The sequence below is a fragment of the Enterobacter sp. R-25 genome (genome assembly GCF_049913205.1).
GTDB classification, from domain to species: domain Bacteria; phylum Pseudomonadota; class Gammaproteobacteria; order Enterobacterales; family Enterobacteriaceae; genus Enterobacter; species Enterobacter ludwigii.
Genome location: NZ_CP183982.1, coordinates 4,036,141 through 4,061,035, shown reverse-complemented (window position 1 = coordinate 4,061,035; position 24,895 = coordinate 4,036,141). Strand labels below are relative to the sequence as shown.

Sequence of the window (24,895 nt, the reverse complement as noted above, 5' to 3'; positions counted from 1 at the left end):
CGGGGGCTTCCCGATCGATATTCGGCACTTAAGCCGTTGAATTCATTTTTTTGCCAGCTCCTGGTTCAGCATCCAGAGTTCCCGGCGTTCTTCGCTGCTTAAGCCGTGTGTGCGCTCGCGAGCTATCAACTCTTCCTGGCGCAGCTCAAGCATCGAATCAAACATATGGTTGAGTGAGTCGGTGAACGTTTTTTCTGCAATGTCCTTATCTGCTATATCGTCCCACATCGACAGTTTTTCAAGGGTAGCAGCCTCTTTTGTGCCGCGATAATGTTCTAAAAGTTGTCCGGTGGTCAGACCTGGCTGAGACAAACAAGTGTTGACCAATTCTGAAAATAAGCCAAGCCCGGGCAATTTTTCGTGGTTCAAACCCGCCAGCGATGGCACTTGCGGAGCAAGTTCGGGGTTTTGAACCAGTAACCCTATCAGTATACGCATGGTTGTGCGTTTTAGCTGAGGCGCGGGACGAACCGCACCGTTTTCAGACTGTTTAGGCATTAAACGTTCAAGCTGGCTGTCATCCAGAATGCCGAGCTTGTTGCCTAGCTCCTGACGCAGATAGATGCGCAGCGTTTCGCCGGGCACCTGACTGATTAACGGCAGCGCCAGCGTGCTGAGCTGCGCGCGCCCGTCAGGGGTGCTCAAATCGACCTGCGGCATCAGGCTGTTAAACAAAAACGTGGAGAGCGGCTGAGCCTGCTCCATCCGCGCTTCAAACGCCGCTTTGCCCTCTTTACGCACCAGCGTATCCGGGTCTTCACCGTCGGGCAGGAACATAAAGCGTAACTGACGCCCGTCGGTCATATAAGGCAGTGCGGTTTCCAGCGCACGCCAGGCGGCGTCGCGCCCTGCACGGTCACCGTCGTAACAGCAGATGACATTGTTAGTCACCCTGTACAGCAACTGAATGTGATCGGCTGTGGTCGAGGTGCCCAGAGATGCAACCGCATAGTTGATGTCATACTGCGCCAGCGCGACGACATCCATATAGCCTTCGACGACCAGAAGGCGCGGAGGTTCCGCGTTATCCTTCAGCGCCTCATAAAGACCGTAAAGCTGGCGGCCTTTATGAAAAATATCGGTCTCCGGGGAGTTGAGGTACTTCGGCAGGGCATCACCCAGCACGCGACCACCAAAACCAATCACCCGGCCACGCTTGTCGCGGATCGGGAACATCACCCGTTCGCGGAAGCGGTCGTAGCTTCGTCCCTGGTCATTGGTGACCAGCATGCCGGCATCGATAAGAGACTTACGATCTTCGCTATTGCCGCCAAAACGCTTTAACACGTTGTCCCAGCCGGGCGGGGCGTAACCAATAGCGAAACGCGCAATCACATCGTCACTCAGTCCGCGCGCTGTCAGGTACTGACGCGCAGGCTCAGCAGCAGCGTGCTTAAGAGACTGTTGATAAAACGAGTTCAGACCATCCATCAGTTGGTACAGCGTCTGCCGTTGATGGCGCTCGATCTGGCTTGGCCCACTGCCTGCTTCATACGGCACTTCAAGGTTGTGCATCGCCGCCAGCTCTTCGACGGTTTCAACGAACTCGAGCTTGTCGTAGTTCATTAAAAAATCGACAGCATTACCGTGAGCACCACAGCCGAAGCAATGGTAAAACTGCTTTTCACCGTTTACGGTGAAGGAGGGGGTTTTTTCATTATGGAAAGGACAGCACGCATGGTAGTTCTTGCCCTGCTTTTTCAGCTTTACCCGCGCGTCGATGAGATCGACGATGTCGGTTCTGGCTAGCAGGTCATTGATGAATACGCGTGGGATTCGTCCGGCCATATGCCCCAAAATTTTTAGTAACTCATAAACGAAAACAAGCCGCGCATTCCTTCCGGAAGCACGGCCTTACGACTACAACTCTGTCTGTCATTGAGGGCTGAGGCCCTCAATTGATTAGTACAGACGAGTACGGCGTGCGTTTTCGCGAGCCAGTTTCTTCGCGTGACGTTTCACAGCAGAAGCTTTAGCGCGCTTACGTTCGGTCGTTGGTTTTTCATAGAACTCACGACGACGAACTTCAGCCAGAACACCTGCTTTCTCGCATGAACGTTTGAAGCGACGCAGTGCAACGTCGAACGGCTCGTTTTCACGTACTTTAATTACCGGCATGTAACTCTCACCTTTGATAAATTCGGTTTGCCGCTGGCATCAACGCCAGCTTATTTCAAAATGGTGCGGAATTTTACTGCAAATGCTGCTGCTTTGTAAAGCACCGACGCGTTTTTGAAAGGGACTTTAATAAGGGTGAGGAGTATACACGAGGCTTCTTCCTGGGGCGAACAAAGTTTTACATCAATCCGCATTGGCCCTACACTGCGCGGTATTGAAACGAGGTAAAACAAGTCATGCGTGTACTGGGTATTGAAACATCCTGCGATGAGACCGGCATCGCCATTTACGACGACGAAAAAGGGCTTCTTGCCAACCAACTGTATAGTCAGGTGAAATTACACGCTGACTACGGCGGCGTCGTGCCTGAACTGGCTTCTCGTGACCACGTGCGTAAAACGGTTCCCCTGATTCAGGCGGCGCTGAAAGAAGCCGGGTTGAGCTCTACTGATATTGATGCTGTAGCGTATACCGCAGGCCCGGGCCTGGTGGGTGCGCTGCTGGTCGGCGCAACGGTGGGCCGTTCGCTGGCGTTCGCGTGGGATGTGCCGGCCATTCCGGTTCACCATATGGAAGGGCATCTTCTGGCGCCGATGCTGGAAGATAATCCGCCTGCGTTTCCTTTTGTGGCGCTGCTGGTTTCAGGTGGCCATACCCAGCTGATTAGCGTAACGGGGATTGGCAAGTATGAGCTGCTCGGCGAGTCCATTGACGACGCAGCCGGTGAGGCCTTCGACAAAACGGCCAAACTGCTGGGTCTGGATTATCCTGGCGGTCCGATGCTCTCGAAAATGGCCTCGCAGGGCACGGAAGGGCGTTTCGTCTTCCCGCGTCCGATGACTGACCGTCCAGGGCTGGATTTCAGCTTTTCCGGTCTGAAAACCTTCGCGGCCAATACCATTCGCAATAACGACGATAGCGAGCAGACCCGTGCTGATATCGCCCGTGCGTTCGAAGACGCGGTGGTCGATACCCTGATGATCAAATGCAAACGCGCCCTGGAAAAGACCGGCTTTAAGCGTCTGGTGATGGCCGGGGGCGTCAGCGCCAACCGCACGCTGCGTGCAAAACTCGCGCAGATGATGCAAAAGCGTGGTGGGGAAGTATTTTATGCCCGTCCGGAATTCTGTACCGATAACGGGGCGATGATCGCCTACGCGGGTATGGTACGTCTGAACGCTGGCGCGACCGCCGATCTGAGCGTCTCTGTACGTCCACGCTGGCCGCTGGCGGAGTTGCCGGAGGCGTAATGTCTGACCCTCTCCCGCCAGGGAGAGGGGATTTATACGGTTACACCCGCAACATCCCTTTCTCTTCCAGAAATGTCACGATCGTCGCCAGTCCGTCGCCCGCCTTCAGATTGGTGAAGGTCCACGGGCGCTCGCCGCGCATGCGGTTGGTGTCACGCTCCATCACCTCCAGTGAGGCCCCCACATAGGGTGCCAGGTCGGTTTTGTTGATTACCAGAAAATCGGATTTGGTTATCCCTGGGCCGCCCTTACGCGGGATCTTCTCCCCTTCAGCGACGTCAATCACATAGATTGTCAGGTCAGCTAGCTCCGGGCTGAAGGTGGCGCTCAGGTTGTCACCGCCGCTTTCAACGAAGATCAGGTCCAGATTGCCGAACTTTTCGCTTAACGCTTCCACTGCCGCCAGGTTCATTGAGGCATCTTCGCGGATTGCGGTATGCGGGCAGCCGCCCGTCTCCACGCCCACGATGCGCTCTGGCTCAAGGGCGCCCGCTTCGGTGAGAATGCGCTGATCCTCTTTGGTGTAGATATCGTTGGTCACCACTGCCAGGTGATAGGTGTCGCGCATTGCTTTGCAGAGTGCTTCCAGTAACGCGGTTTTGCCCGACCCCACCGGGCCGCCCACGCCCACGCGCAGGGGATGTTTGTAATCAGCCATGTTGTCTCCTCAGGAACGGAATAATCGTGAATATTGTGTTTCGTGGCGCGCAGAGGCGATGGCCGACAGCGGCGTTGCCGCACCCAGCGCGTCGTCGCCACGCAAAAAAGCCGGTTCAAGCCCGGCGGCAAAGTGGTCGCTCAGGTCGATAATCAGCTGCTGCGCCGTCTGTTGCCCGAACGGCACCAGCTTGACGCCCGCCATGACCGCGCTCTCAATCCAGCTGTAGCCCTGGCTCAGGGCCAGCTCATGGGCGCTAATGCCCCAGCGTACTCCCAGCCACGCCATCCCGCTGAGCTGGCTTTGCATAAACAGCGTCCGCCACTCTGCCGGACAGTCCGGCTCCCAGCTTTTGAGCAGGCGCGTAAAGGCCGCCCCGCGGTTGCGTTCCTCTTCACGCAGTTCACGCGTTTCCCGGCAGGCGAGAAGATAGCCCGTCCAGCGTGTTGCCGTCGCCAAATCGTTTTGCTCGCACGCCTGATAAAGTCGGGAAAACAGCGGCAGATCGACACAGAAAAAGCTCTGCTCCATCTGCAGGATCTGCCAGTTTTTGAACGCCTCAGCATCGGGGACCCAGCCTGCTTCTACGGCCCACTCCAGACCCTGCGACCAGGTGAATGACCCGACAGGAAGGCTGCTGCTGGAGAGCTGCATCAGGCGCAGCCGCTGGCGGACGTGCTCCATCAGCTCATCAGCGCCAGCAGCGCAGAGACAATCAGCCCGCCACCAAAGGTTTTACGCAACCCGTCGTGACGGCGCAGCAGTAACCCGGCGGCGAAGCTGGCGCACAGCACCGTGGCACTGGCAAACATAAAGCCGCTGGTGAAGAGCCAGAAGTTGTGGCCAGACATCTCTACCCCGTGCGCCCAGCCGTGGAACATTGCCAGCGCCGGCACGGCCAACAGCAGGCGATTTTCGGTTTTAAACATCATCGCGCCGCAGACCGCCAGCGAGGCGATAATCAGCATTTCCATGCCGCTAAAGCCGCCAAGCAGGCTGCCTGCAACGGCCCCAGCCAGCATCATGCCGAGAGTGGCAAGAGGCAGCAGCTTGCGCCCGCTCAGGGCCGAAAGTACGCCCGCACCGGTTAGCATCAGCAGATGATCAAGACCCGTCAGCGGATGGAAAAAACCGGCCTGAAAGCTGTCTGTGCCGTGTCCGGGATGCGCCAGGGCAGGAAGAGAAAAGGCCAGCAGTAACAGAGGTAAAAACGTACGCATGATGAATCCTTAATGTGAATGAGCGTGAGAGTGACTATGGCTATGGCTGTGGGCATCGCTGGTATACGCCCCTGCTTCCGGTTCAAACGGGAGGGTGGCAAATGTCACCTCGAGCCCGAACTGGCGCAGCATGTCATCGAGCACATGATCGTGGTGATAGCGCAGCTCGCCAGGCATGATCTGCAGCGGCACGTGGCGGTTGCCGAGGTGGTAGCAGGCGCGGGCGAGCAGGAACGAATCGTCGCAGCGCACCACGGAGACCGATTCCGGCGCGGCGATCACCTCGATCACCTCGCTGCCGTCGTCAGTGGTCAGCAGATCTCCCCCGCGCAGCAGCAGGCCGCGCGGCAGCATCAGCCCGGCTTCGCGGCCGTCATTCAGCGCCACGCGGGCACGGCTTTTCACCCGGACTTCAATCGGCAGCGTGACGCTGGCGGTTATCGGATGGGCATGGTCAAGGCGTTGGGTCAGGTAGATCATCGTCACTCCTTAAAACAGGAAATAGCGTTGGGCCATCGGCAGAACGTCTGCCGGCTCGCTGGTAATGAGCTCGCCATCAACGCGAACCTCGTAAGTTTGTGCATCAACGGTGATGTTGGGCTGCAGGCTGTTGTGGATCATGTCGGCCTTTTTCACCGTGCGGCAGCCTTTTACGACGGCTATGCCGCTCTGCAGGCTGAGCTGGTGCGAAATGCCCTTCGCATCGGCAGCCTGGGAGACAAACGTCAGCCGTGTCGCATGGCGTGCGGCACCCAGCGTGCCAAACATCGGGCGGTAATGGACCGGTTGCGGCGTTGGGATAGAGGCGTTGATATCCCCCATCGGCGCGCAGGCGATCATCCCGCCTTTCACAATGGTGGCGGGTTTGACGCCAAAGAACGCGGGGGACCAGACCACTAAATCTGCCAGTTTCCCGGCCTCAATCGAGCCCACTTCATGAGCAATCCCGTGGGTCAGCGCCGGGTTAATGGTGTATTTGGCGATATAGCGTTTCACGCGGTAGTTATCGTTGTTCCCGGTCTCTTCCGGCAGTGCGCCGCGCTGAACCTTCATACGGTGCGCCACCTGCCAGGTACGAATAATCACTTCGCCGACGCGACCCATTGCCTGGGAATCGGACGAGGTCAGCGAGAAGGCGCCGATATCGTGAAGGACATCTTCCGCGGCGATGGTCTCCCGGCGAATGCGTGATTCAGCAAAGGCCACATCCTCGGCGATATCCGGGTCGAGGTGGTGACACACCATCAGCATGTCGAGATGCTCGTCGATGGTATTCACCGTGTAGGGCAGCGTCGGGTTAGTGGAGGAGGGCAGAATATTCGGGTGCGCGCAGGCGGTAATAATATCCGGTGCATGTCCGCCGCCTGCCCCTTCCGTATGGAAGGTGTGAATGGTCCGCCCGCCGATAGCCGCCAGCGTGTCCTCAACAAACCCGGATTCGTTCAGCGTGTCGCTGTGCAGCGCCACCTGAATATCCATCTCCTCCGCCACCGCCAGTGAGCAGTTGATGGCGGCCGGCGTCGCGCCCCAGTCTTCGTGGATCTTCAGCCCGATGGCACCCGCTGCGATCTGCTCGCGCAGGGCATCAGGGTTGGAACCGTTACCTTTGCCAAGCAGGCCGATATTCACCGGTAGTGTATCGGCCGCCTGCAACATCCGTGCGATATACCAGGGCCCCGGCGTACAGGTCGTGGCGTTGGTGCCTGCCGCAGGGCCCGTGCCCCCGCCAATCATGGTGGTGACGCCAGAGACCAGCGCCTCTTCCGCCTGCTGCGGGCAGATCCAGTGGATGTGCGTGTCGATCCCGCCGGCGGTGACAATTTTCCCTTCGGCGGCGATCACTTCTGTCGCTGCGCCAATCGGGATCGTGACCCCGGGCTGTATATCCGGGTTACCGGCTTTACCCACGGCAAAGATCCGCCCGTTTTTTACGCCAATATCGGCTTTAACGATCCCCCAGTGATCGATAATCAGCGCGTTGGTCAGCACCAGATCCACGCAGCCGTCGGATGTCATCTGCCCCTGGCCCATACCGTCGCGGATCACCTTCCCGCCGCCGAATTTGACCTCTTCGCCGTAGACCGTGAGATCGTTTTCCACTTCTATCCACAGCTCGCTGTCGGCCAGACGCACTTTATCGCCAGTGGTGGGACCGAACATATCGGCGTAGGCCTGGCGTGAAATTTCAGCCATTTTTCACCTCTCCCATCACCTCGCCGCGAAAGCCGAAAATACGCTGCGCGCCGCTGACCTGAACCAGCGTCACCTCGCGCTTCTGTCCGGGTTCGAAACGCACGGCGGTGCCTGCCGGAATATTCAGCCGATAGCCTTTGGTGGCTTCCCGGTCGAATTTCAGCGCCGGGTTAATCTCATAAAAGTGGTAGTGCGATCCCACCTGTATCGGCCTGTCGCCATGGTTTTCGACGATCACGTTTTGCGTGTCTCGCCCAACGTTGATCGCAATGTTTCCGGATTGGATCTGGTATTCGCCTGGGATCATTACGCGCTCCTTATACGATCGGGTTATGGACGGTGACGAGCTTTGATCCGTCCGGGAACGTCGCTTCCACCTGAATGTCGGGGATCATCTCCGGTACGCCTTCCATCACCTGGTCGCGCGTCAGGACGTGACGGCCCGCTTCCATCAGTGAGGCGACGGTTTCGCCATCGCGGGCGCCTTCCATAATAAACGCGCTGATCAGCGCGACTGATTCCGGGTAATTCAGTTTTACCCCGCGCGCAAGGCGGCGTTCGGCAACCAGCGCAGCGGTAAACAGCAACAGCTTGTCTTTTTCTCTGGGGGTCAGTTCCATAACGTTTCTCTTATGTCTGCCAGATACGCGGCGAACAGGCGGTTTTGGGGGTTAAAAGTGGGCGAAGCGACTGCCAGATATCGCGCATCACCCGCTGGCAAATCAGGTTGTCGTGGGAGAGAAAACGCACCGACAGCAGATCGTCTGTGAGCGTTGCCCCGGCAAAGTGGCTCAGCGGCGTCAGCAGCTCGCGCACCGTTTCGAGGTGCGCTTCCCTGGCCGGAAAGAACAGCAGCGTGCCGACCCACGGGAGACCTGCAACGGGCGTGAGATCGCCATTGTTAAGGTGCTGACGTTCAATCAGCCGTGGCTCATCCTCGACCCAGATCTCAAGGCGGCTTTCCAGCGTGCCGTGGCTGAAGGTTTCGCCGATCACCGGGCGACCCAGACAGTACAATTCCCACGCCAGCAGCGTACTGGAGGCCTTCAGATGAAAAACGGAACGCAGGGCGGCATTCGCACCGGGAAAGATAATGGTGTCCTGCGGCAGCCACTCCAGCGTAGCCTCATCATCGAGCCAGAAGTGCTGATTGAGACAGGCCTGCGGACCGCTGCTGCGATAGAACTTGCTCGCGCCGGGCATGGTGATCAGCGCATGGCTTTTCGCGTCCAGATGCACCGAAATATCCAGCGTATCGCCGCCGACTATCCCGCCTGGCGGGTGCAGTAAATACAGGTGGCAGGTGTCGCCTTCGGGATAAAAAGGCCGCTGTACGGTGAGGGGCCCGATGTGATGAGCAGCGTGCAGGAGGGTTTTCTCAGGGGTGTAACAAAACTGCAGGGCGAGCGATGCCTGCCAGCCTTTGTAAGAATTATCAGTGACCTGAGCTGCTAACATGCTGCATCCATCTGCTCATCATCGGGAGACGTTTCAGTATGCCCTGGCAGAAATGAAGGCTGTCATATGAGTCGCTTATGGATAAAAAAACCGGCTCAAGGAGCCGGTTGAGAAGGTTATCGATAATCCTCTGCATCCACATCATAGCCGGACGGCTCCCAGCGGATCGCCAGCAGCGAAGCCAGCCCGATAAACGGTGCCAGAGCGATCACCCAGAACACGGCGGTATCAAGAGAGGCCACCAGCAGCGGGAACAGAAACAGGGAGAGCGTAGAACTGCTGCGCATCAGCGTCTGGTTAAGGCCCACGCCCACGCCGCGCAGAGAGGTGGGATAGCTCAGGGACGCAAACGTCATGGTATGGGCACCGGGCCCAAATCCCTGACCGAACAGGAACAGCGCCAGCATCGCGACGGCGATAACGCCTTCCGATACGCCTTCCGGACGACCAATCAGCGCCAGCCCCAGCAGAGCAACAAGCTGACAGGCGTAGCCCGCCAGTGACATCCGCCACGCGCCGAAGCGCGGAACATAGCGTACTGCCAGCAATCCGCCGACGAAGGCAAACAGCAGGTTTAGCACCAGTGAAATCAGAATAGTGGTCAGCATCGACTGCACAAAGAAGCTGGAGATAATGACCGGCAGACCAAATGCGACGGCGTTATAGGCGAAAGACGACACCACCGAGAGCAGGGTGGCGAGCGTGGTACGTCGCAAATAGACGCCACGGAACAGGTTCAGATAATTTGCCCACTTCGCCTTGTTGACCACCGGTGCCGGTTGGTTAAGCGCATCCTGCGGCACGTGGGCGTTGATGTTATACGATTGCCGCAAGATAGCGGCCGCCTCTTTCAGGTTGCCCTGATTCGCCGCCCAGACCGGGGACTCGCTCATGTAGCGGCTACGAATGGCGATAATCACCAGCGCAGGCACCGCGCCAAACCCCAGGATTAAGCGCCACAGCCAGTCGCTGTGACTTTCTGGCAGTACGGCGTAGAAGAATAACACCAACAGGTAAGAGATGCTGATTGCGGCATACCAGGTTGGGCACCACATTGCGACGCTGGAGGCCTTGTTTCCGGGGCCTTTGAGCCTGGCGAACTCGCTAAGAAACGCCATCGCCACCGGCAGATCGATCCCCACGCCGAGGCCCATCACAAAGCGTGCGCCCGCCAGCGCATATTCGTTCGGTGCCAGTGCACAGGCGATGGCCGCTACCACGAAGAACAGCATGTCGGCCATAAAGACGCGGTAGCGTCCGATCTTGTCCGTGAGATAGCCACCCAGCAGCGCCCCGACAATCGCACCAAAGGTAATGGCCGAGGCCACCATGCCGGTACCGGCGGGGGTGAGATTAAATTCGCGGGTGATGTCTTTGATGCCGAACGCCAGCGCACCAAGGTCGTACGCATCGAGGAAAATACCGCCCAGCGCGATACCGACTACGATGCGGGCGTTGGCCCGACCCTGAGAACCGTCGTTGACCAGACGTGAAACGTCAGAGGCGTTACGTACCCACTTGATGTCGCCATCAGGCGAATGTCCTGCCGTTGAAAGGGGAGTTGTGTCTGTAATGTCTGCCATTTTCGTTTTGTGTGGTTGTGTTGTGTCATTAACAGTTACCACAGGCAGAGGGTGACCAAAATCACATTTGGTTATAAGGCATAACTAACCCCCTTACGGGGCGTCTTTTTTCTTTCTCTTGAGCTTCGACCAGATTTTGGTCTCCTGGCGACGCCACAGGCGCTGAATATTATCGTGATGACGCAGCAGGATGAGGCAGGAGAGCATCGACACCGGGAAGGTGAACTGCGGTTTGAACCACCAGACATAGAATGGCGCGATCAGCGCGCTGACGATGGCGCCCAGTGACGAGTAACCGCTCAGAAGAATGGTCAGTAGCCAGGTGCCGGCCATTACGCCGGTTAAGTCCCAGCCGATTGGGGCAATAGCACCAAAGGCGGTGGCGACGCCTTTACCGCCTTTAAAACCAAAGAATACAGGCCAGATATGGCCGACACAGGCGGCGATAGCAATGAGCCCCAGCCAGAACGGCGTTACGCCCAGCGCATACGCTCCCCAGACGGGTAACATTCCTTTCAGAACATCAAAAATCAATACCGCTACGGCTGCTCCCTTGCCGCCAATTCGTAGTACATTGGTCGCCCCCGGATTCCCGGAACCACTTTCGCGCGGGTCAGGTAACCCGGCAATGCGGCAGACCAGAATGGCGCTGGAGATTGAGCCGCAAAGGTAGGCGAGGAGGATCATTCCAGGCGCGATTGCACTCATAACGCTGTTCCGTTTTGAAAATGTATCTGTATTCTCAGCATCTGTGGATAATACGCATAATTCGCCGGAAGTGGTATCCGGTTTAGCCAAAAAGCAGGCAGGTCGTGATGGATATTGTATTTATAGAGCAACTTTCGGTAATCACCACTATTGGTGTTTACGACTGGGAACAGACCATTGAGCAGAAACTCGTGTTCGATATCGAAATGGGCTGGGATAACCGCAAGTCAGCAAAAAGCGACGACGTGAATGACTGTCTGAGCTACGCCGATATCAGTGAAACGGTCGTGGGCCACGTCGAAGGGCAACGTTTTGCGCTGGTGGAGCGTGTGGCAGAAGAGGTGGCCGAGCTGCTGCTGAGCAAGTTCAACGCACCGTGGGTACGCATCAAGTTGAGCAAACCGGGCGCCGTGGCGCGTGCCGCTAACGTCGGCGTGATCATTGAGCGTGGCACAAATCTGAAAGGGAAGATTTAACGTCATAATAGCTAAACCATTTTAGGTTATACCGGTCTTAAAGCTGTATCTTTCACGGTTGTCCGCGTGGGACACCGTTTTTTTTATATCTTTTTAGGGGTTTATAGATGAGCGATATGCACTCGCTGCTGGTGGCGGCAATACTGGGTGTGGTCGAAGGATTGACGGAGTTTTTGCCGGTTTCCAGTACGGGCCATATGATTATCGTTGGCCATCTGCTGGGCTTTGAAGGCGATACCGCAAAGACGTTTGAAGTTGTCATTCAGTTGGGGTCTATTCTGGCGGTCGTTGTAATGTTCTGGCGTCGTCTGTTCGGGCTTATCGGTATCCACTTTGGCCGTCTTCCTCAGCGCGAGGGTGAAAGCAAAAGTCGCCTGACGCTTATCCATATTCTGCTTGGCATGGTTCCGGCAGTGGTTCTGGGCCTGGTTTTCCACGACACCATTAAATCGCTGTTTAACCCGATTAACGTCATGTATGCGCTGGTCGTCGGCGGTTTCCTGCTGATCGCGGCAGAACTGCTGAAGCCGAAAACGCCACGCGCGGAAGGTCTGGATGACATGACCTACCGTCAGGCGTTTATCATTGGTTGTTTCCAGTGTCTGGCGCTGTGGCCGGGCTTTTCACGCTCAGGCGCGACCATCTCTGGCGGGATGCTGATGGGCGTTAGCCGCTATGCTGCGTCGGAGTTCTCGTTCCTGCTGGCGGTGCCGATGATGATGGGCGCGACCGCACTCGACGTCTATAAAAGCATTGGCTTCCTCACCACGGGTGACATTCCGATGTTCGCCGTGGGCTTTGTCACCGCCTTTATTGTGGCGCTGATCGCCATCAAAACCTTCCTGCAGTTGATTAAGCGTATCTCGTTTATTCCGTTCGCGATCTATCGCTTTATCGTGGCGGCTGCGGTTTACGTGGTCTTCTTCTGACCGACGGCCCTCAGTCTTTAGGCTGAGGGCAATGCTTTTCCTTCCAGTCCGACACCGCCTGAATTCGACGTTTCGTCAGTTCTTCCCGGATTTCCGGTCCCTTGAAGCCCGCCTCGACAACCGCTTTAGTCGGTACCGCTTTTGCCACGTCCCACGCTGCGCGTAACAGCCGTCCCTGCGGATAATCGCAGGCTTCAAAACCGGTGCGGCCACGTACGTCGGCTTCGCTGGTCAACGCGATCTGCTCGACGCGCTGGGGTTTGCGCCATGCGTCGATGTTATCAAACAGCTTAACGATGGTGGCCGGTTTGAGGATCGGGAAGGTGTGGATCAGGTCGTGAAATTCCGCCACCAGTCTGGCGAGATCGCGGATCTCGTTGGGTACCCGCAGGCGCTGGCAAAGCCCCTCGACCAGCTTCACCCCGGCAGGACCGTGGCCATGGTGGCGCGGCCACATGGCTTTTGGCGTTAATCCTTTGCCGAGATCGTGGCACAGCGTTGAAAAACGCACATCCACCTCGGGGCTGAGCATGGCAGCCATACTCAGGGTCATCAGGGTATGCACGCCGGTATCGATTTCCGGGTGCCATTTCGCCGGGGCGGGTACGCCGAACAGCGCGTCAATTTCCGGGAACAGCACTTTCAGTGCGCCACAGTCACGCAGCACCTGGAAAAAGACCTGCGGGTTGCGGGTAGTAAGGGCGTTTTCCGTCTCTTTCCAGACGCGCTCTGGCGTGAGGTGGGCCAGTTCGCCCGCCTCGGTCATGGCGGTCATCAGTGCCAGGGTCTCATCGGCAATGCGGAAGCTCAGATGCGCGTAACGCGCCGCAAAGCGCGCCACGCGCAGCACGCGGAGCGGATCTTCAGAAAACGCCGGGGAGACGTGACGCAGCAGTCGATTACGCAGATCGTCCTGACCGCCATACGCGTCAATGATCTGACCGTCTTCGTCCTGCGCCAGCGCGTTGATGGTGAGATCGCGACGCAGGAGATCTTGCTCCAGCGTGACGTCCGGTGCGGCATAGCAGGTGAAGCCGGTATAACCCGAACCGGATTTCCGTTCGGTACGCGCCAGGGCGTACTCCTCACGGCTTTGCGGATGCAGAAACACGGGAAAATCGCGGCCTACCTGCTGGTAGCCCGCGTTAAGCATCTCTTCAGGTGTGGCTCCCACCACCACCCAGTCTTTATCTTTGACCGGCAGACCTAACAACGCATCACGTACCGCACCACCGACCAGATAACTCTTCACGCCCTGTACTCCCGTTTTCTCTTTTCGCAAGATAATACGTAAGTCTGGCAGAGAAGACGAATTAGTTCATCCAGCGGTCTTTACGCTTACGGCTTGGGATCAGGTGAGGAAGCACCAGACCCAGCACCAGGCCAACGCCCAGCACACCGCCACCGTACATAAACCACTGCATGATGATGGTACGTTGTTTGTCATCAAGTTGCAGATTGGCGGCGTTCACCTTCTTCTGCGCGACAATCAGCTCGTTTTTCAGTTTCTGATTCTCGTCTTTCAGACCGTTAATCACGCTGTCGCTCTGGGCCACTTTCTGCTGCATTTCCGCGGTACGCTGGTTCCAGGTACCGTCGATATTGTTCAGCTTGTCGGTCAGCGTTTTCACCTGATTTTCCAGATCCGGCACGCGGGTGCGCAGGCTTGGCACCGCGCTCAGCTCTTTCAGTGGGATCCAGGACGTGCGGCCGGTACTGTCGCGAACCTGACCATAATTGGTCTCCGCGTTGGTCTGTAACAGCGTCACTTCCTCGCCGGCATTGACCGTACCCACGAGGCGATAATTATCTCCAGGGCCACTGCGTACCCAGGTGTTCAGTTCGTCAGAAACGTAACGCTTCTCTTCAGCGTGCACGGCGGTTGCGGCGCTAAAAGCGAGGAAAGTAAGTCCAATCAGGCGTAATTTAAGCATCATTAGTCGTTATTTTCATAAATAGTGGAACGATAGTAGTGGCAACAGTGTCTCTACGCAAAGCATTCGTCAGCAATCAGAATCATCTGTGTCACGACCCTAAACATTTACGCCCGTCAAATTGCTCATTGCGTGGCAATTTGGCGCAAAATACTATGTACTGACAAACAAATGGCGAGGAAGTTCGCCCTCATTGACGCGTCTGTGACGCCTGCAAAAGTACAAGGCTATGGCTCAAGAAATCGAATTAAAATTTATCGTCGAAAAAGACAGCGTTGACGCACTCCGTCAGCATCTGCAGACCCTTTCCGACGAACACCATGAACCGGTACAACTGCTTAATATCTATTACGAAACGCCAGACAACTGGCTGCGCCGCCATGATATGGGGTTGCGCATCCGTGGCGCGAACGGGCGCTACGAGATGACGATGAAAATCGCTGGCCGCGTGGTCGGCGGTTTGCATCAGCGCCCGGAATACAATATCGACATCAATCAGCCAGAACTTGAGCTGGATCGTTTCCCGGCAGAAGTCTGGCCGGACGGCGTGCTGCCAGAAACCTTATCCGCCGAGGTGAAACCGCTGTTTAGTACCGATTTCTGGCGTGAAAAATGGCTGGTAACGGAAGGGAAAAGCCGCATTGAAATCGCCCTCGATCAGGGTGAGGTAAAAGCGGGTGAGCTTCAGGAGCCGATTTGCGAGCTGGAGCTTGAACTGCTGGAAGGTGAAGTCCAGGACGTACTGAAGCTGGCGCGTAAGCTGGTAAGCCAGCCGGGCCTGCGTCAGGGCAGCCTGAGCAAAGCGGCGCGGGGGTATCATCTGGCCGCCGGGAATGCGCCGCGCCTGCTGAAAGAGACGACTATTTTGCACGTGCCACCGAAAGCCAGCGTTGAGCAGGGCATGGAGGCGGCACTGGAGCTGGCGCTCTCACAGTGGCTTTATCATGAAGAGTTGTGGGTGCGTAATGTGAAAAACGCAAAAGCGCACGTGTTAGCGGCGATGAGCCTTGTGCGTCATACCCTGGCGCTGTTCGGCGGCATCGTACCTCGTAAAGCGAGCGCTCACTTACGTGACCTGCTGACCCAGACCGAAGCGCTGCTGCTCTCTGACGTATCCGCACAAACGGCGCTCTACAGCCCGCAAAACGCCGCCGCCAGGCTGGCGCTGACCGAGTTTCTGGTGACGCGCAGCTGGCGTGCCTTCCTGGATGCAAAAGCCCAGGCCAAAATTGAAGATAACTTCAAACGTTTCGCGGATATCCATCTTTCACGCCACGCGGCGGAGCTTAAAACCACCTTTGCGTATCCGCTGGGAGACCAGTATGGCGATCAGCTGATCCGCCTGTCGCGCAATATCGACAGCATGCTGCTGTTGTCGGGTGCCTATGACGGCCCTAAAGCGCAGGCCTGGCTGGAGAACTGGCAGGGGCTGAAGCATGCTATCGAAACCCGTCAGCACATTGAGATTGAGCATTTCCGCAATGAAGCCATTTCGCAGGAGCCGTTCTGGCTGCACAGCGGAAAACGTTAACTCTGGCAAGGAACCCTATAATGCCGCTTTCTTCGCAGTTACAGCAGCAGTGGCAGACCGTTTGCGAACGTCTGCCTGAGTCATTACCGGCGTCATCGTTAAGCGAGCAGGCCAGGAGCGTGCTCACCTTCAGTGATTTTGTGCAGGAAAGTATCACCGCTTACCCGGACTGGCTGGAGGCGCTTGAGAGCACCCCGCCGCAGGCAGACGAGTGGCGGCATTATGCGGGCTGGTTGCAAACCGCACTTGAAGAGGTCGCGGATGAAGCGACACTGATGCGCGTCCTGCGCCAGTTCCGCCGCCGGGTGATGGTGCGTATTGCCTGGGCTCAGGCGCTGGAACTGGTCAGCGAAGAAAGTACCCTGCAACAGCTGAGCGAGCTGGCACAGACGCTAATTGTTGCCGCACGGGACTGGCTCTATGCCGCCTGTTGTAAAGAGTGGGGCACGCCGTGCAATGAGGATGGGGTTCCTCAGCCACTCTTGATTCTGGGCATGGGCAAGCTCGGGGGCTGCGAACTGAATTTCTCCTCGGATATCGACCTGATTTTTGCCTGGCCGGAGAACGGCTCCACACGCGGGGGCCGCCGTGAACTGGACAATGCGCAGTTCTTTACCCGTCTCGGGCAACGTCTGATTAAAGCGCTGGATCAACCTACCCAGGATGGTTTTGTCTATCGCGTGGATATGCGCCTGCGCCCGTTTGGCGACAGCGGTCCGCTGGTGCTGAGCTTTGCGGCACTGGAAGATTATTACCAGGAGCAGGGGCGCGACTGGGAGCGTTACGCGATGGTCAAAGCGCGGATCATGGGAGACAGCGACGATGCCTACGCCAACGAGCTGCGCGCCATGCTGCGCCCGTTCGTGTTCCGTCGCTATATCGACTTCAGCGTTATTCAGTCGCTGCGCAACATGAAAGGAATGATCGCCCGTGAAGTGCGTCGCCGGGGTCTGAAGGACAACATCAAGCTCGGCGCGGGCGGCATTCGCGAAATCGAATTTATCGTTCAGGTCTTCCAGCTGATCCGCGGCGGACGTGAGCCTTCACTGCAATCCCGTTCGCTGCTGCCGACGCTGTCAGCCATAGAGCAACTGCATCTGCTGCCGGAAGGCGACGCGCAGATCCTGCGTGAGGCCTATCTGTTCCTGCGCCGCCTGGAAAACCTGCTGCAAAGCATCAATGACGAGCAGACCCAGACTTTGCCAGGCGATGACCTGAACCGGGCGCGGCTGGCTTGGGGGATGCACGTCGACGACTGGTCAACGTTGACCGGGCAACTGGATGCGCATATGGCCGGCGTGCGCCGTGTCTTTAACGCGCTGATTGGTGACGATGAAAGTGAATCGCAGGACGATACGCTCTCTGAACACTGGCGCGAATTGTGGCAGGACGCGCTGCAGGAAGATGACACCACGCCGGTGCTGGCGCACCTGAGCGATGACGATCGCCATCGTGTGGTGGCGTTAATTGCTGATTTCCGTCTCGAACTGAATAAACGGGCCATTGGTCCGCGCGGTCGTCAGGTGCTGGATCATCTGATGCCGCACCTGCTGAGCAACGTCTGCTCGCGTGCGGATGCGCCGGTCCCGCTGTCGCGCATGATGCCGCTGCTGAGCGGGATCATCACCCGTACGACCTATCTTGAGTTGCTGAGCGAGTTCCCGGGCGCGCTCAAGCATCTGATTACGCTTTGCGCCGCCTCGCCGATGGTGGCCAACAAGCTGGCGCGGTATCCGCTGCTGCTGGATGAGTTGCTCGATCCCAATACGCTCTACCAGCCGACGGCAACGGACGCCTACCGTGACGAGCTGCGTCAGTATCTGCTGCGCGTACCGGAAGAGGACGAAGAGCAACAGCTGGAGGCGCTGCGTCAATTTAAGCAGGCGCAAATGCTGCGCGTGGCGGCGGCAGATATCGCCGGAACGCTGCCAGTGATGAAAGTGAGCGATCACTTAACCTGGCTTGCAGAAGCGATCATTGATGCGGTGGTGCATCAGGCATGGATTCAGATGGTGGCGCGCTACGGCCAGCCGAAACACCTTGCTGACCGCGAAGGCCGCGGTTTTGCCGTTGTGGGTTACGGTAAGCTCGGCGGATGGGAACTGGGGTACAGCTCGGATCTCGATTTAATCTTCCTGCATGACTGCCCGGCAGACGTCATGACCGACGGCGAGCGTGAAATCGACGGGCGTCAGTTCTACCTGCGTCTGGCCCAGCGCATTATGCATCTGTTCAGCACCCGCACGTCATCCGGCATTTTATATGAAGTGGATGCGCGTCTGCGTCCTTCCGGCGCGGCCGGCATGCTGGTGACCTCAACGGAGTCCTTCGCTGAGTACCAGAAGAATGAAGCCTGGACGTGGGAACATCAGGCGCTGGTGCGTGCCCGCGTGGTGTACGGCGATCCGTCGCTGAAAACGCAGTTTGATGCCATTCGTCGGGAGATTATGACAACCCCGCGTGACGGCAGCACGCTGCAGACCGAGGTGCGTGAGATGCGCGAGAAAATGCGCGCGCACCTGGGCAATAAGCATCGCGATCGCTTTGATATTAAAGCGGATGAGGGCGGCATTACCGATATTGAATTTATTACGCAATATCTGGTGCTACGCCATGCGCACGCTAAACCGAAGCTGACCCGCTGGTCTGATAATGTGCGTATTCTGGAACTGCTGGCGCAAAACGACATTATGGATGAGCAGGAGGCGCAGGCCTTAACGCGCGCCTATACCACGCTGCGCGACGAGCTGCACCACCTGGCCTTACAGGAGCAGCCTGGCCACGTCGCGCTGGACTGTTTCGCCACTGAACGCGCGCAGGTCACCGCCAGCTGGCAGAAGTGGCTAGTGGAACCGTGCGTAACAAAACAAGTGTGATATTATCGCGCGCAAATTGTGAATCTTTCTGGAGTCAGGAATGAAAGTAACACTGCCAGAGTTTGAACGTGCTGGAGTTATGGTTGTCGGGGATGTCATGCTGGATCGCTACTGGTACGGGCCGACCAGCCGCATCTCTCCGGAAGCACCGGTACCGGTAGTTAAGGTCGACACCATTGAAGAGCGTCCTGGCGGCGCGGCAAACGTGGCGATGAACATTGCCTCTCTGGGCGCGCAGTCGCGTCTGGTTGGCTTAACCGGCATTGACGATGCGGCGCGTGCGCTGAGCAAGTCGCTGGCGGACGTGAACGTGAAGTGCGATTTCGTTTCGGTTCCGACACACCCGACGATCACCAAACTGCGCGTTCTGTCGCGTAACCAGCAGCTGATCCGCCTCGACTTCGAGGAAGGCTTTGAGGGCGTTGATCCTGAGCCGCTGCACGAGCGCATTAACCAGGCGCTGAGCACTATCGGCGCGCTGGTGCTGTCCGACTACGCCAAAGGTGCGCTGGCAAGCGTACAGCAGATGATTCAGCTCGCGCGTAAAGCCAATGTGCCCGTGCTGATCGACCCGAAAGGTACTGACTTTGAGCGCTATCGCGGCGCAACGCTGCTGACGCCAAACCTCTCTGAGTTTGAAGCGGTGGCGGGAAAATGTAAGACGGAAGAAGAGCTCGTTGAGCGCGGCATGAAGATCATTGCTGACTTCGAACTCTCCGCGCTGCTGGTGACCCGCTCCGAGCAGGGGATGACGCTGCTGCAGCCTGGCAAAGCGCCGCTGCATATGCCGACCCAGGCGCAGGAAGTGTATGACGTGACCGGTGCCGGCGACACGGTCATTGGCGTTCTGGCGGCGACGCTGGCGGCAGGGAACTCTCTGGAAGAAGCGTGCTACTTCGCTAATGCTGCGGCAGGCGTGGTCGTCGGCAAGCTGGGGACTTCCACCGTTTCGCCGATCGAACTGGAAAACGCGGTGCGTGGTCGTGCCGATACCGGTTTTGGCGTGATGAGCGAAGATGAGCTGAAAGTGGCCGTCGCCGCCGCCCGTAAACGCGGTGAAAAGGTGGTGATGACCAACGGCGTGTTCGACATCCTGCATGCCGGTCATGTCTCTTATCTGGCCAATGCGCGTAAGCTGGGCGACCGTCTGATTGTGGCGGTGAACAGCGATGCGTCGACGAAACGTCTTAAAGGTGAAACGCGTCCGGTGAACCCGCTGGAGCAGCGCATGATCGTGCTGGGTGCGCTGGAAGCGGTGGACTGGGTGGTGTCGTTTGAAGAAGATACCCCGCAGCGCCTGATTGCCGGTATTTTGCCGGATCTGCTGGTGAAAGGCGGCGATTACAAACCGGATCAAATCGCAGGCAGCGAAGAGGTCTGGGCCAATGGCGGTGAAGTGATGGTGCTCAACTTTGAGGACGGGTGCTCAACCACCAACATCATCAAGAAGATCCAGAAAGACAGCAAATAAAGTCAGCAAATAAAGTCAGCCAATAAAAAACGGGCCATCTGGCCCGTTTTTTTCACCCTCTCTTTGCAGGAGAGGGTATCTTCGCAAACAGCCCGTTATACGTGGCTGTTATTCTGCTTCATCAACCGGTGGAATGGCCGGTGCCGGTTTTACTTCCGCTGGCGTATTGCGGTTTTCCAGCTCGTTCAAACGCTGCTCCAGCAGGGCCAGCTTCTCGCGGGTACGCAGCAGAACCTGCGTCTGCACGTCAAACTCTTCGCGGCTGACTAAATCAAGGCGAACCAACTGCGCCTGCAGCGTCTGGCGGATTTTCTTCTCTACGTCATCTCCAAACTCACGAATACCTTTTGGCATAGACTCATGAACCTGACGCGCAATTTGCTCAATTTTCTTCGGGTCAATCATTGTGGCTTCCCTTGATAAGACGGTGTTAATGAACATTGTAGCGCGTCATGCCCCAGGATAAAGGAGATTTTATGTCTGCGCATTGCCCAGGGTAATCAATCGCGTTATAGTTATCTCGCTTATTCTCAGGGCGGGGCGAAATTCCCCACCGGCGGTAAATCAGCGTAACGCTGAAAGCCCGCGAGCGCTTTGGGTCACCACTCAAAGGACAGCAGATCCGGTGTAATTCCGGGGCCGACGGTTAGAGTCCGGATGGGAGAGAGTAACGATCAAGTCGGGCCTGGCCCGCTCACGTTATCTTTTTGCCGCTTATACGGCGCTCCTAAGACTGCCCTGATTCTGGTAACCATAATGTTAATGAGGTTTTTTTTACCATGAATCAGACGCTACTTTCCTCTTTTGGCACTTCTATTGAACGTGTTGAACATGCACTGGATGCACTGCGCGAAGGCCGCGGCGTGATGGTGCTTGACGATGAAAACCGTGAAAATGAAGGCGACATGATTTTCGCCGCCGAAAACATGACCGTTGAGCAGATGGCGCTGACCATCCGTCACGGTAGCGGCATCGTGTGCCTGTGTATCAACGAAGACCGTCGTAAGCAGCTCGACCTGCCCATGATGGTTGAAAACAACACCAGCGCCTTTGGAACCGGTTTTACCGTGACCATCGAAGCGGCACATGGCGTGACCACCGGCGTGTCGGCGGCTGACCGTCTGACCACCGTACGTGCCGCGATTGCCGATGATGCGAAGCCATCAGACCTGCATCGTCCAGGCCACGTCTTCCCGTTGCGTGCGCAGGCTGGCGGTGTATTGACCCGTGGCGGTCACACCGAAGCGACCATTGACCTCGTGACCCTGGCAGGCTTTAAACCTGCGGGCGTACTGTGTGAACTCACCAACGACGATGGCACCATGGCACGTGCGCCGGAGTGCATCACCTTTGCCCGTCTGCATAATATGCCCGTGGTGACGATTGAAGATCTGGTGGAGTATCGCCAGGCGCACGCGCGCAAAGCCAGCTGAAAGGGCTGATGTGAAAAAGCCGGGGAAACCCGGCTTTTTTGTTGTGAGACGTTAATGCGCGATTGTCTTAGCCGATCCCTGCCGTTTGCAGCAGCACCAGGCTCAAGCCCATCACCGACATGCCGCACAGCACGCCATAGCTCGGGTTATTATTCGGATCGATCTCTTTCGCCAGCGGCATCAGCTCATCCACGGAGAGCGCCACCATTATCCCGGCCACGGCGGCCATGATAGCGGCCATCACCACAGGCGAGACCAGGCTGCCCAGAATCAACCACGCCAGCACGCCGCCGAGAATTTCGGCCATCCCCGAGATCCCCGCCCAGAAGACCGCGGTCCGTTTCGAGCCCGTGGCGGCATAAACCGGCCCGGCCACCGCCAGTCCTTCAGGAATATTGTGCAAAGCTACCGCCAGGGCGATACCAAAGCCCATCTCCAGATTGCTGCTGGCGGTGACATAGGTTGCCACGCCTTCCGGGAAGTTGTGCAGGCTTATGCCGAGCGTTAACAGAATGGCCGTGCGCTTAATATTGCGCGGCATCGGGGTCACGCTTTTTTGCATTAAATCCTGCGGATGCGCGTGCGGCAGCATGCGGTCGAGGGCAAAGTAACCAAGCAGGCCGAATACAAACATGCCATATCCCAGCACCGGAGACATGCCTTCGGTGCCCAGTGCGGCAGGGAGCATCTCCATCAGAGAGATGAGCAGCATGATCCCGGCAGCAAAGCCCAATGAGAAGGCCAGCACGCGGTTAGACGGCTTTTGACCAAGCACACCGAGAATGGCACCGATGAACGTTGCGGCGCCCGCCAGTATAGTCAGGATCAAGGGGACTGACATGCATTGCTCCTTATGATAATGATTATCATTAATATTAATGGTTCATTTCGGTCAAAGCGAGAGGCGAAACCCTGCTTTACACATTCCTTACATTCAAATTTCCTGATGATGATCTTCACGCTTATCTGCGTTCATCCGGGCGAGATTGCGCGTAATCTAGAACCCTTAAATTGACACCTTCTGTAAGGATATCACCATGACTTCTTCCCGTATGCCAGCACTGTTTTTAGGCCACGGTAGCCCAATGAACGTTCTGGAAGATAACGTCTATACCCGAGTATGGCGTCATCTGGGCGAGACGCTACCGCGTCCGAAAGCGATTGTGGTGGTGTCTGCGCACTGGTTTACCCGGGGCACGGGCGTGACCGCAATGGAAACGCCAAAAACCATTCATGATTTCGGTGGCTTCCCGCAGGCGTTGTACGACACGCACTATCCGGCACCCGGCTCGCCAGCGCTGGCCCGACAGCTGGTGGAATTACTCGCGCCTGTGCCTGTGGCGCTGGATAACGAAGCCTGGGGCTTTGACCATGGCTCGTGGGGCGTACTGATAAAGATGTATCCCGAGGCGGACATCCCAATGGTGCAGTTGAGTATCGACAGCACTAAACCGGCGGCCTGGCACCTGGAGATGGGGCGAAAACTGGCGACCTTACGCGACGAGGGCATCATGCTGATCGCAAGCGGCAACGTGGTACACAACCTGCGGACAGCGCGCTGGCACGGTGAGAACACGCCATATCCGTGGGCGACATCTTTTAACGATTACGTGAAAGCGAATCTGACCTGGCAAGGGCCGGTTGAGGAGCATCCGCTGGTGAACTATCTGGATCACGAAGGCGGTTCACTCTCTAACCCGACGCCGGAACACTTCCTGCCGTTGCTGTATGTACTGGGCGCATGGGATGGTCAGGAGCCGATCAGCATACCGGTCGATGGCATTGAGATGGGAAGCTTAAGTATGTTGTCGGTGCAGATTGGATAACGTATGCGTGCCTTTCCCAAAGAGAAAGGGCCGGGGTGAGGGCTTCCGCTCGCACCCCGGCACACCCGATCACTCGACGAAAATGTGCGGATAGAACCGTGATAGATCCTGCGTGATCAGCGCGCGATCTTCGCGGATGCCAATCCCAGCTGGCTGATCGTTGATGAGCCAGCTGCCAATCAGGGTATAGCTGTCACCAAACTTCGGCAGTTGATAAAACGCCTGGACGATCATTCCTTCCTCGCCGTAAGGCCCTTCAACGGCTTCCAGCGTTTTGCCATTTTCGATAATCGACACGTTCGCCCCTTCGCGGGAGAAGATCGGTTTAACGACGTATTTCTCCATCGGCGGGTGATCGTCTTCCGCAAAGTAAGCCGGCAGCAGGTTCGGATGGTTCGGGAACATCTCCCACAGCATCGGCAGCAGGGCTTTGTTGGAGATAATGCTCTTCCATGCCGGCTCCAGCCAGCGCACGCCGGCGTCTTCCAGCTTGGTGGAGAACATTTCACGCAGCATGTATTCCCACGGGTAGAGCTTGAACAGGTTGCTTATCACCTGATCCTGCAGGTCAGTAAACTGACCTTTCTCACCCAGGCCGATATCTTCGATATAGAGAAACTCGGTCGCCACTTCAGCTTCAGCCGCGCAGTCCTGCAGATATTGCACCGTGCCACGGTCTTCTTCCGTGTCGCGGCAGCAGGCAAGGTGCAGCAGATTAAAACCATGCTGTTCGCGCAGTTCGGCGAAACGCTCAATCAGCTTTTCCTGCAGGCTGTTGAACTGGTCGCTGCCTTGCGGCAGGTTGCCGGCATTGGCCTGGTCTTCCAGCCAGATCCACTGGAAGAACGCCGCTTCGTACAGCGAGGTTGGCGTATCAGCATTGTTTTCCAGAAGCTTAGGATCTCCCACGCCGTCCCACGCCAGATCCAGACGTGAGTAAAGCGAAGGCTGGTGGGTTTTCCACGACTGGCGGACGAAACTCCAGGTGTGCTTCGGAATGCGGAACTTCGCCATCAGCGCGTCGCTGTCGATGACTTTATCCACCACTTTCAGGCACATCTGGTGCAGCTCGGCGGTCACCTCTTCCAGTTTCTCAACCTGGGCAAGCGTGAGCTTGTAGTAAGCGTCTTCACACCAGTATGGCTCGCCGTACATGGTGTGGAAGTTAAAACCGTATTCGGTCGCTTTTTCGCGCCAGTCCGGGCGCTCGGTGATACTGACTCGTTCCATG

The 24,895-nt window shown here is 57.2% G+C and carries 25 protein-coding genes and 1 riboswitch; of the genes, 8 read left to right on the top strand and 17 right to left on the bottom strand.

Annotation, left to right across the window (positions count from 1 at the left end):
• Positions 1–42 precede the first annotated feature (42 nt).
• Both dnaG and rpsU read right to left on the bottom strand, forming a co-directional pair.
• A complete protein-coding gene (dnaG, locus tag ACN9MQ_RS19310; protein WP_025202985.1) occupies positions 43–1,788 on the bottom strand; it encodes a DNA primase in 1,746 nt (581 codons plus the stop codon).
• 114 nt (positions 1,789–1,902) lie between these two features.
• Positions 1,903–2,118, bottom strand: coding sequence for a 30S ribosomal protein S21 (rpsU, locus tag ACN9MQ_RS19305; protein ID WP_001144069.1), 216 nt, complete (start codon positions 2,116–2,118; stop codon positions 1,903–1,905).
• Between the two features lie 236 nt (positions 2,119–2,354).
• Between rpsU and tsaD the strand changes: the two genes are divergently transcribed.
• Positions 2,355–3,368 carry a tRNA (adenosine(37)-N6)-threonylcarbamoyltransferase complex transferase subunit TsaD gene (gene tsaD / locus ACN9MQ_RS19300; RefSeq protein WP_020883618.1) on the top strand — a complete coding sequence of 338 codons (1,014 nt, stop codon included), beginning with the start codon at positions 2,355–2,357 and terminating at the stop codon, positions 3,366–3,368.
• A gap of 40 nt (positions 3,369–3,408) precedes the next feature.
• Here tsaD and ureG read toward each other — a convergent pair whose 3' ends face one another.
• The 10 genes from ureG to plsY form a co-directional block, all read right to left on the bottom strand.
• Complete coding sequence (gene ureG / locus ACN9MQ_RS19295; protein WP_014171666.1) at positions 3,409–4,026, bottom strand: urease accessory protein UreG; 618 nt, start codon at positions 4,024–4,026, stop codon at positions 3,409–3,411.
• A gap of 9 nt (positions 4,027–4,035) precedes the next feature.
• A complete protein-coding gene (locus ACN9MQ_RS19290; protein ID WP_251884650.1) occupies positions 4,036–4,710 on the bottom strand; it encodes an urease accessory protein UreF in 675 nt (224 codons plus the stop codon).
• The gene (locus tag ACN9MQ_RS19285; protein ID WP_251884649.1) at positions 4,710–5,246 is read right to left on the bottom strand and encodes a HupE/UreJ family protein; all 537 of its coding nucleotides are present in this window, start codon (positions 5,244–5,246) and stop codon (positions 4,710–4,712) included. The genes ACN9MQ_RS19290 and ACN9MQ_RS19285 overlap by 1 nt, the downstream gene beginning before the upstream one ends.
• Positions 5,247–5,255: 9 nt before the next feature.
• Positions 5,256–5,726 carry an urease accessory protein UreE gene (ureE, locus tag ACN9MQ_RS19280; protein WP_251884648.1) on the bottom strand — a complete coding sequence of 157 codons (471 nt, stop codon included), beginning with the start codon at positions 5,724–5,726 and terminating at the stop codon, positions 5,256–5,258.
• A gap of 9 nt (positions 5,727–5,735) precedes the next feature.
• On the bottom strand, positions 5,736–7,439 hold the full coding sequence (ureC, locus tag ACN9MQ_RS19275; protein WP_047956113.1) for an urease subunit alpha: 1,704 nt from the start codon (positions 7,437–7,439) through the stop codon (positions 5,736–5,738).
• A complete protein-coding gene (locus tag ACN9MQ_RS19270; RefSeq protein WP_020883624.1) occupies positions 7,432–7,746 on the bottom strand; it encodes an urease subunit beta in 315 nt (104 codons plus the stop codon). The genes ureC and ACN9MQ_RS19270 overlap by 8 nt, the downstream gene beginning before the upstream one ends.
• Before the next feature lie 10 nt (positions 7,747–7,756).
• A complete protein-coding gene (locus ACN9MQ_RS19265) occupies positions 7,757–8,059 on the bottom strand; it encodes an urease subunit gamma (RefSeq protein ID WP_003862556.1) in 303 nt (100 codons plus the stop codon).
• A gap of 10 nt (positions 8,060–8,069) precedes the next feature.
• The gene (locus ACN9MQ_RS19260; RefSeq protein WP_426021147.1) at positions 8,070–8,897 is read right to left on the bottom strand and encodes an urease accessory protein UreD; all 828 of its coding nucleotides are present in this window, start codon (positions 8,895–8,897) and stop codon (positions 8,070–8,072) included.
• A gap of 116 nt (positions 8,898–9,013) precedes the next feature.
• Complete coding sequence (locus ACN9MQ_RS19255; RefSeq protein ID WP_020883627.1) at positions 9,014–10,480, bottom strand: MFS transporter; 1,467 nt, start codon at positions 10,478–10,480, stop codon at positions 9,014–9,016.
• A gap of 93 nt (positions 10,481–10,573) precedes the next feature.
• Positions 10,574–11,188: a glycerol-3-phosphate 1-O-acyltransferase PlsY gene (plsY, locus tag ACN9MQ_RS19250; protein WP_020883628.1), complete on the bottom strand. Its 615-nt coding sequence runs from the start codon at positions 11,186–11,188 to the stop codon at positions 10,574–10,576.
• Positions 11,189–11,295: 107 nt separating this feature from the next.
• On the opposite strand from plsY, the gene folB reads away from it, so the two are divergent.
• The gene (gene folB / locus ACN9MQ_RS19245; protein ID WP_020883629.1) at positions 11,296–11,664 is read left to right on the top strand and encodes a bifunctional dihydroneopterin aldolase/7,8-dihydroneopterin epimerase; all 369 of its coding nucleotides are present in this window, start codon (positions 11,296–11,298) and stop codon (positions 11,662–11,664) included.
• A 107-nt stretch (positions 11,665–11,771) separates the two neighbouring features.
• Complete coding sequence (gene bacA / locus ACN9MQ_RS19240; protein WP_426021148.1) at positions 11,772–12,593, top strand: undecaprenyl-diphosphate phosphatase; 822 nt, start codon at positions 11,772–11,774, stop codon at positions 12,591–12,593.
• Positions 12,594–12,603: 10 nt separating this feature from the next.
• Here the strand turns inward: bacA and ACN9MQ_RS19235 are convergent, their stop codons facing one another.
• Both ACN9MQ_RS19235 and ACN9MQ_RS19230 read right to left on the bottom strand, forming a co-directional pair.
• Positions 12,604–13,845 (bottom strand): multifunctional CCA addition/repair protein, encoded by a 1,242-nt coding sequence (locus tag ACN9MQ_RS19235; RefSeq protein ID WP_025203003.1) that lies wholly within the window; start codon positions 13,843–13,845, stop codon positions 12,604–12,606.
• A gap of 61 nt (positions 13,846–13,906) precedes the next feature.
• Positions 13,907–14,527, bottom strand: coding sequence for a TIGR04211 family SH3 domain-containing protein (locus tag ACN9MQ_RS19230; RefSeq protein WP_025203004.1), 621 nt, complete (start codon positions 14,525–14,527; stop codon positions 13,907–13,909).
• Between the two features lie 229 nt (positions 14,528–14,756).
• On the opposite strand from ACN9MQ_RS19230, the gene ACN9MQ_RS19225 reads away from it, so the two are divergent.
• Genes ACN9MQ_RS19225 through hldE form a run of 3 tightly spaced genes read left to right on the top strand, consistent with a single transcriptional unit; the run spans position 14,757 to position 20,405 of the window.
• Positions 14,757–16,058, top strand: coding sequence for an inorganic triphosphatase (locus ACN9MQ_RS19225; RefSeq protein ID WP_426021149.1), 1,302 nt, complete (start codon positions 14,757–14,759; stop codon positions 16,056–16,058).
• 17 nt (positions 16,059–16,075) lie between these two features.
• Positions 16,076–18,934, top strand: a complete 2,859-nt coding sequence (gene glnE / locus ACN9MQ_RS19220) for a bifunctional [glutamate--ammonia ligase]-adenylyl-L-tyrosine phosphorylase/[glutamate--ammonia-ligase] adenylyltransferase (RefSeq protein WP_088202977.1) — start codon at positions 16,076–16,078, stop codon at positions 18,932–18,934.
• A 40-nt stretch (positions 18,935–18,974) separates the two neighbouring features.
• Positions 18,975–20,405, top strand: a complete 1,431-nt coding sequence (gene hldE, locus ACN9MQ_RS19215; RefSeq protein ID WP_020883633.1) for a bifunctional D-glycero-beta-D-manno-heptose-7-phosphate kinase/D-glycero-beta-D-manno-heptose 1-phosphate adenylyltransferase HldE — start codon at positions 18,975–18,977, stop codon at positions 20,403–20,405.
• A gap of 108 nt (positions 20,406–20,513) precedes the next feature.
• On the opposite strand, the gene ubiK is transcribed toward hldE, so the two are convergent.
• On the bottom strand, positions 20,514–20,810 hold the full coding sequence (gene ubiK, locus ACN9MQ_RS19210) for a ubiquinone biosynthesis accessory factor UbiK (protein ID WP_020883634.1): 297 nt from the start codon (positions 20,808–20,810) through the stop codon (positions 20,514–20,516).
• 117 nt (positions 20,811–20,927) lie between these two features.
• Positions 20,928–21,078, top strand: a riboswitch (FMN riboswitch).
• Positions 21,079–21,184: 106 nt separating this feature from the next.
• Between ubiK and ribB the strand changes: the two genes are divergently transcribed.
• Positions 21,185–21,838 carry a 3,4-dihydroxy-2-butanone-4-phosphate synthase gene (ribB, locus tag ACN9MQ_RS19205; RefSeq protein WP_014171649.1) on the top strand — a complete coding sequence of 218 codons (654 nt, stop codon included), beginning with the start codon at positions 21,185–21,187 and terminating at the stop codon, positions 21,836–21,838.
• Between the two features lie 67 nt (positions 21,839–21,905).
• On the opposite strand, the gene zupT is transcribed toward ribB, so the two are convergent.
• Positions 21,906–22,679 carry a zinc transporter ZupT gene (zupT, locus tag ACN9MQ_RS19200; protein WP_014171648.1) on the bottom strand — a complete coding sequence of 258 codons (774 nt, stop codon included), beginning with the start codon at positions 22,677–22,679 and terminating at the stop codon, positions 21,906–21,908.
• Positions 22,680–22,875: 196 nt separating this feature from the next.
• Between zupT and ygiD the strand changes: the two genes are divergently transcribed.
• Positions 22,876–23,664: a 4,5-DOPA dioxygenase extradiol gene (gene ygiD / locus ACN9MQ_RS19195; RefSeq protein ID WP_020883636.1), complete on the top strand. Its 789-nt coding sequence runs from the start codon at positions 22,876–22,878 to the stop codon at positions 23,662–23,664.
• A 69-nt stretch (positions 23,665–23,733) separates the two neighbouring features.
• Here the strand turns inward: ygiD and ACN9MQ_RS19190 are convergent, their stop codons facing one another.
• Positions 23,734–24,894: a glutathionylspermidine synthase family protein gene (locus tag ACN9MQ_RS19190; protein WP_014171646.1), complete on the bottom strand. Its 1,161-nt coding sequence runs from the start codon at positions 24,892–24,894 to the stop codon at positions 23,734–23,736.
• Between the last annotated feature and the right edge of the window lies 1 nt (position 24,895).

Excerpts from the sequence above, each read along its gene's own strand:
- dnaG (WP_025202985.1), bottom strand. The coding sequence starts at position 1,788 with ATGGCCGGACGAATCCCACGCGTATTCATCAATGACCTGCTAGCCAGA.
- rpsU (WP_001144069.1), bottom strand. The coding sequence starts at position 2,118 with ATGCCGGTAATTAAAGTACGTGAAAACGAGCCGTTCGACGTTGCACTG.
- tsaD (WP_020883618.1), top strand. The coding sequence starts at position 2,355 with ATGCGTGTACTGGGTATTGAAACATCCTGCGATGAGACCGGCATCGCC.
- ureG (WP_014171666.1), bottom strand. The coding sequence starts at position 4,026 with ATGGCTGATTACAAACATCCCCTGCGCGTGGGCGTGGGCGGCCCGGTG.
- ACN9MQ_RS19290 (WP_251884650.1), bottom strand. The coding sequence starts at position 4,710 with ATGGAGCACGTCCGCCAGCGGCTGCGCCTGATGCAGCTCTCCAGCAGC.
- ACN9MQ_RS19285 (WP_251884649.1), bottom strand. The coding sequence starts at position 5,246 with ATGCGTACGTTTTTACCTCTGTTACTGCTGGCCTTTTCTCTTCCTGCC.
- ureE (WP_251884648.1), bottom strand. The coding sequence starts at position 5,726 with ATGATCTACCTGACCCAACGCCTTGACCATGCCCATCCGATAACCGCC.
- ureC (WP_047956113.1), bottom strand. The coding sequence starts at position 7,439 with ATGGCTGAAATTTCACGCCAGGCCTACGCCGATATGTTCGGTCCCACC.
- ACN9MQ_RS19270 (WP_020883624.1), bottom strand. The coding sequence starts at position 7,746 with ATGATCCCAGGCGAATACCAGATCCAATCCGGAAACATTGCGATCAAC.
- ACN9MQ_RS19265 (WP_003862556.1), bottom strand. The coding sequence starts at position 8,059 with ATGGAACTGACCCCCAGAGAAAAAGACAAGCTGTTGCTGTTTACCGCT.
- ACN9MQ_RS19260 (WP_426021147.1), bottom strand. The coding sequence starts at position 8,897 with ATGTTAGCAGCTCAGGTCACTGATAATTCTTACAAAGGCTGGCAGGCA.
- ACN9MQ_RS19255 (WP_020883627.1), bottom strand. The coding sequence starts at position 10,480 with ATGGCAGACATTACAGACACAACTCCCCTTTCAACGGCAGGACATTCG.
- plsY (WP_020883628.1), bottom strand. The coding sequence starts at position 11,188 with ATGAGTGCAATCGCGCCTGGAATGATCCTCCTCGCCTACCTTTGCGGC.
- folB (WP_020883629.1), top strand. The coding sequence starts at position 11,296 with ATGGATATTGTATTTATAGAGCAACTTTCGGTAATCACCACTATTGGT.
- bacA (WP_426021148.1), top strand. The coding sequence starts at position 11,772 with ATGAGCGATATGCACTCGCTGCTGGTGGCGGCAATACTGGGTGTGGTC.
- ACN9MQ_RS19230 (WP_025203004.1), bottom strand. The coding sequence starts at position 14,527 with ATGCTTAAATTACGCCTGATTGGACTTACTTTCCTCGCTTTTAGCGCC.
- ACN9MQ_RS19225 (WP_426021149.1), top strand. The coding sequence starts at position 14,757 with ATGGCTCAAGAAATCGAATTAAAATTTATCGTCGAAAAAGACAGCGTT.
- hldE (WP_020883633.1), top strand. The coding sequence starts at position 18,975 with ATGAAAGTAACACTGCCAGAGTTTGAACGTGCTGGAGTTATGGTTGTC.
- ubiK (WP_020883634.1), bottom strand. The coding sequence starts at position 20,810 with ATGATTGACCCGAAGAAAATTGAGCAAATTGCGCGTCAGGTTCATGAG.
- ribB (WP_014171649.1), top strand. The coding sequence starts at position 21,185 with ATGAATCAGACGCTACTTTCCTCTTTTGGCACTTCTATTGAACGTGTT.
- zupT (WP_014171648.1), bottom strand. The coding sequence starts at position 22,679 with ATGTCAGTCCCCTTGATCCTGACTATACTGGCGGGCGCCGCAACGTTC.
- ygiD (WP_020883636.1), top strand. The coding sequence starts at position 22,876 with ATGACTTCTTCCCGTATGCCAGCACTGTTTTTAGGCCACGGTAGCCCA.
- ACN9MQ_RS19190 (WP_014171646.1), bottom strand. The coding sequence starts at position 24,894 with ATGGAACGAGTCAGTATCACCGAGCGCCCGGACTGGCGCGAAAAAGCG.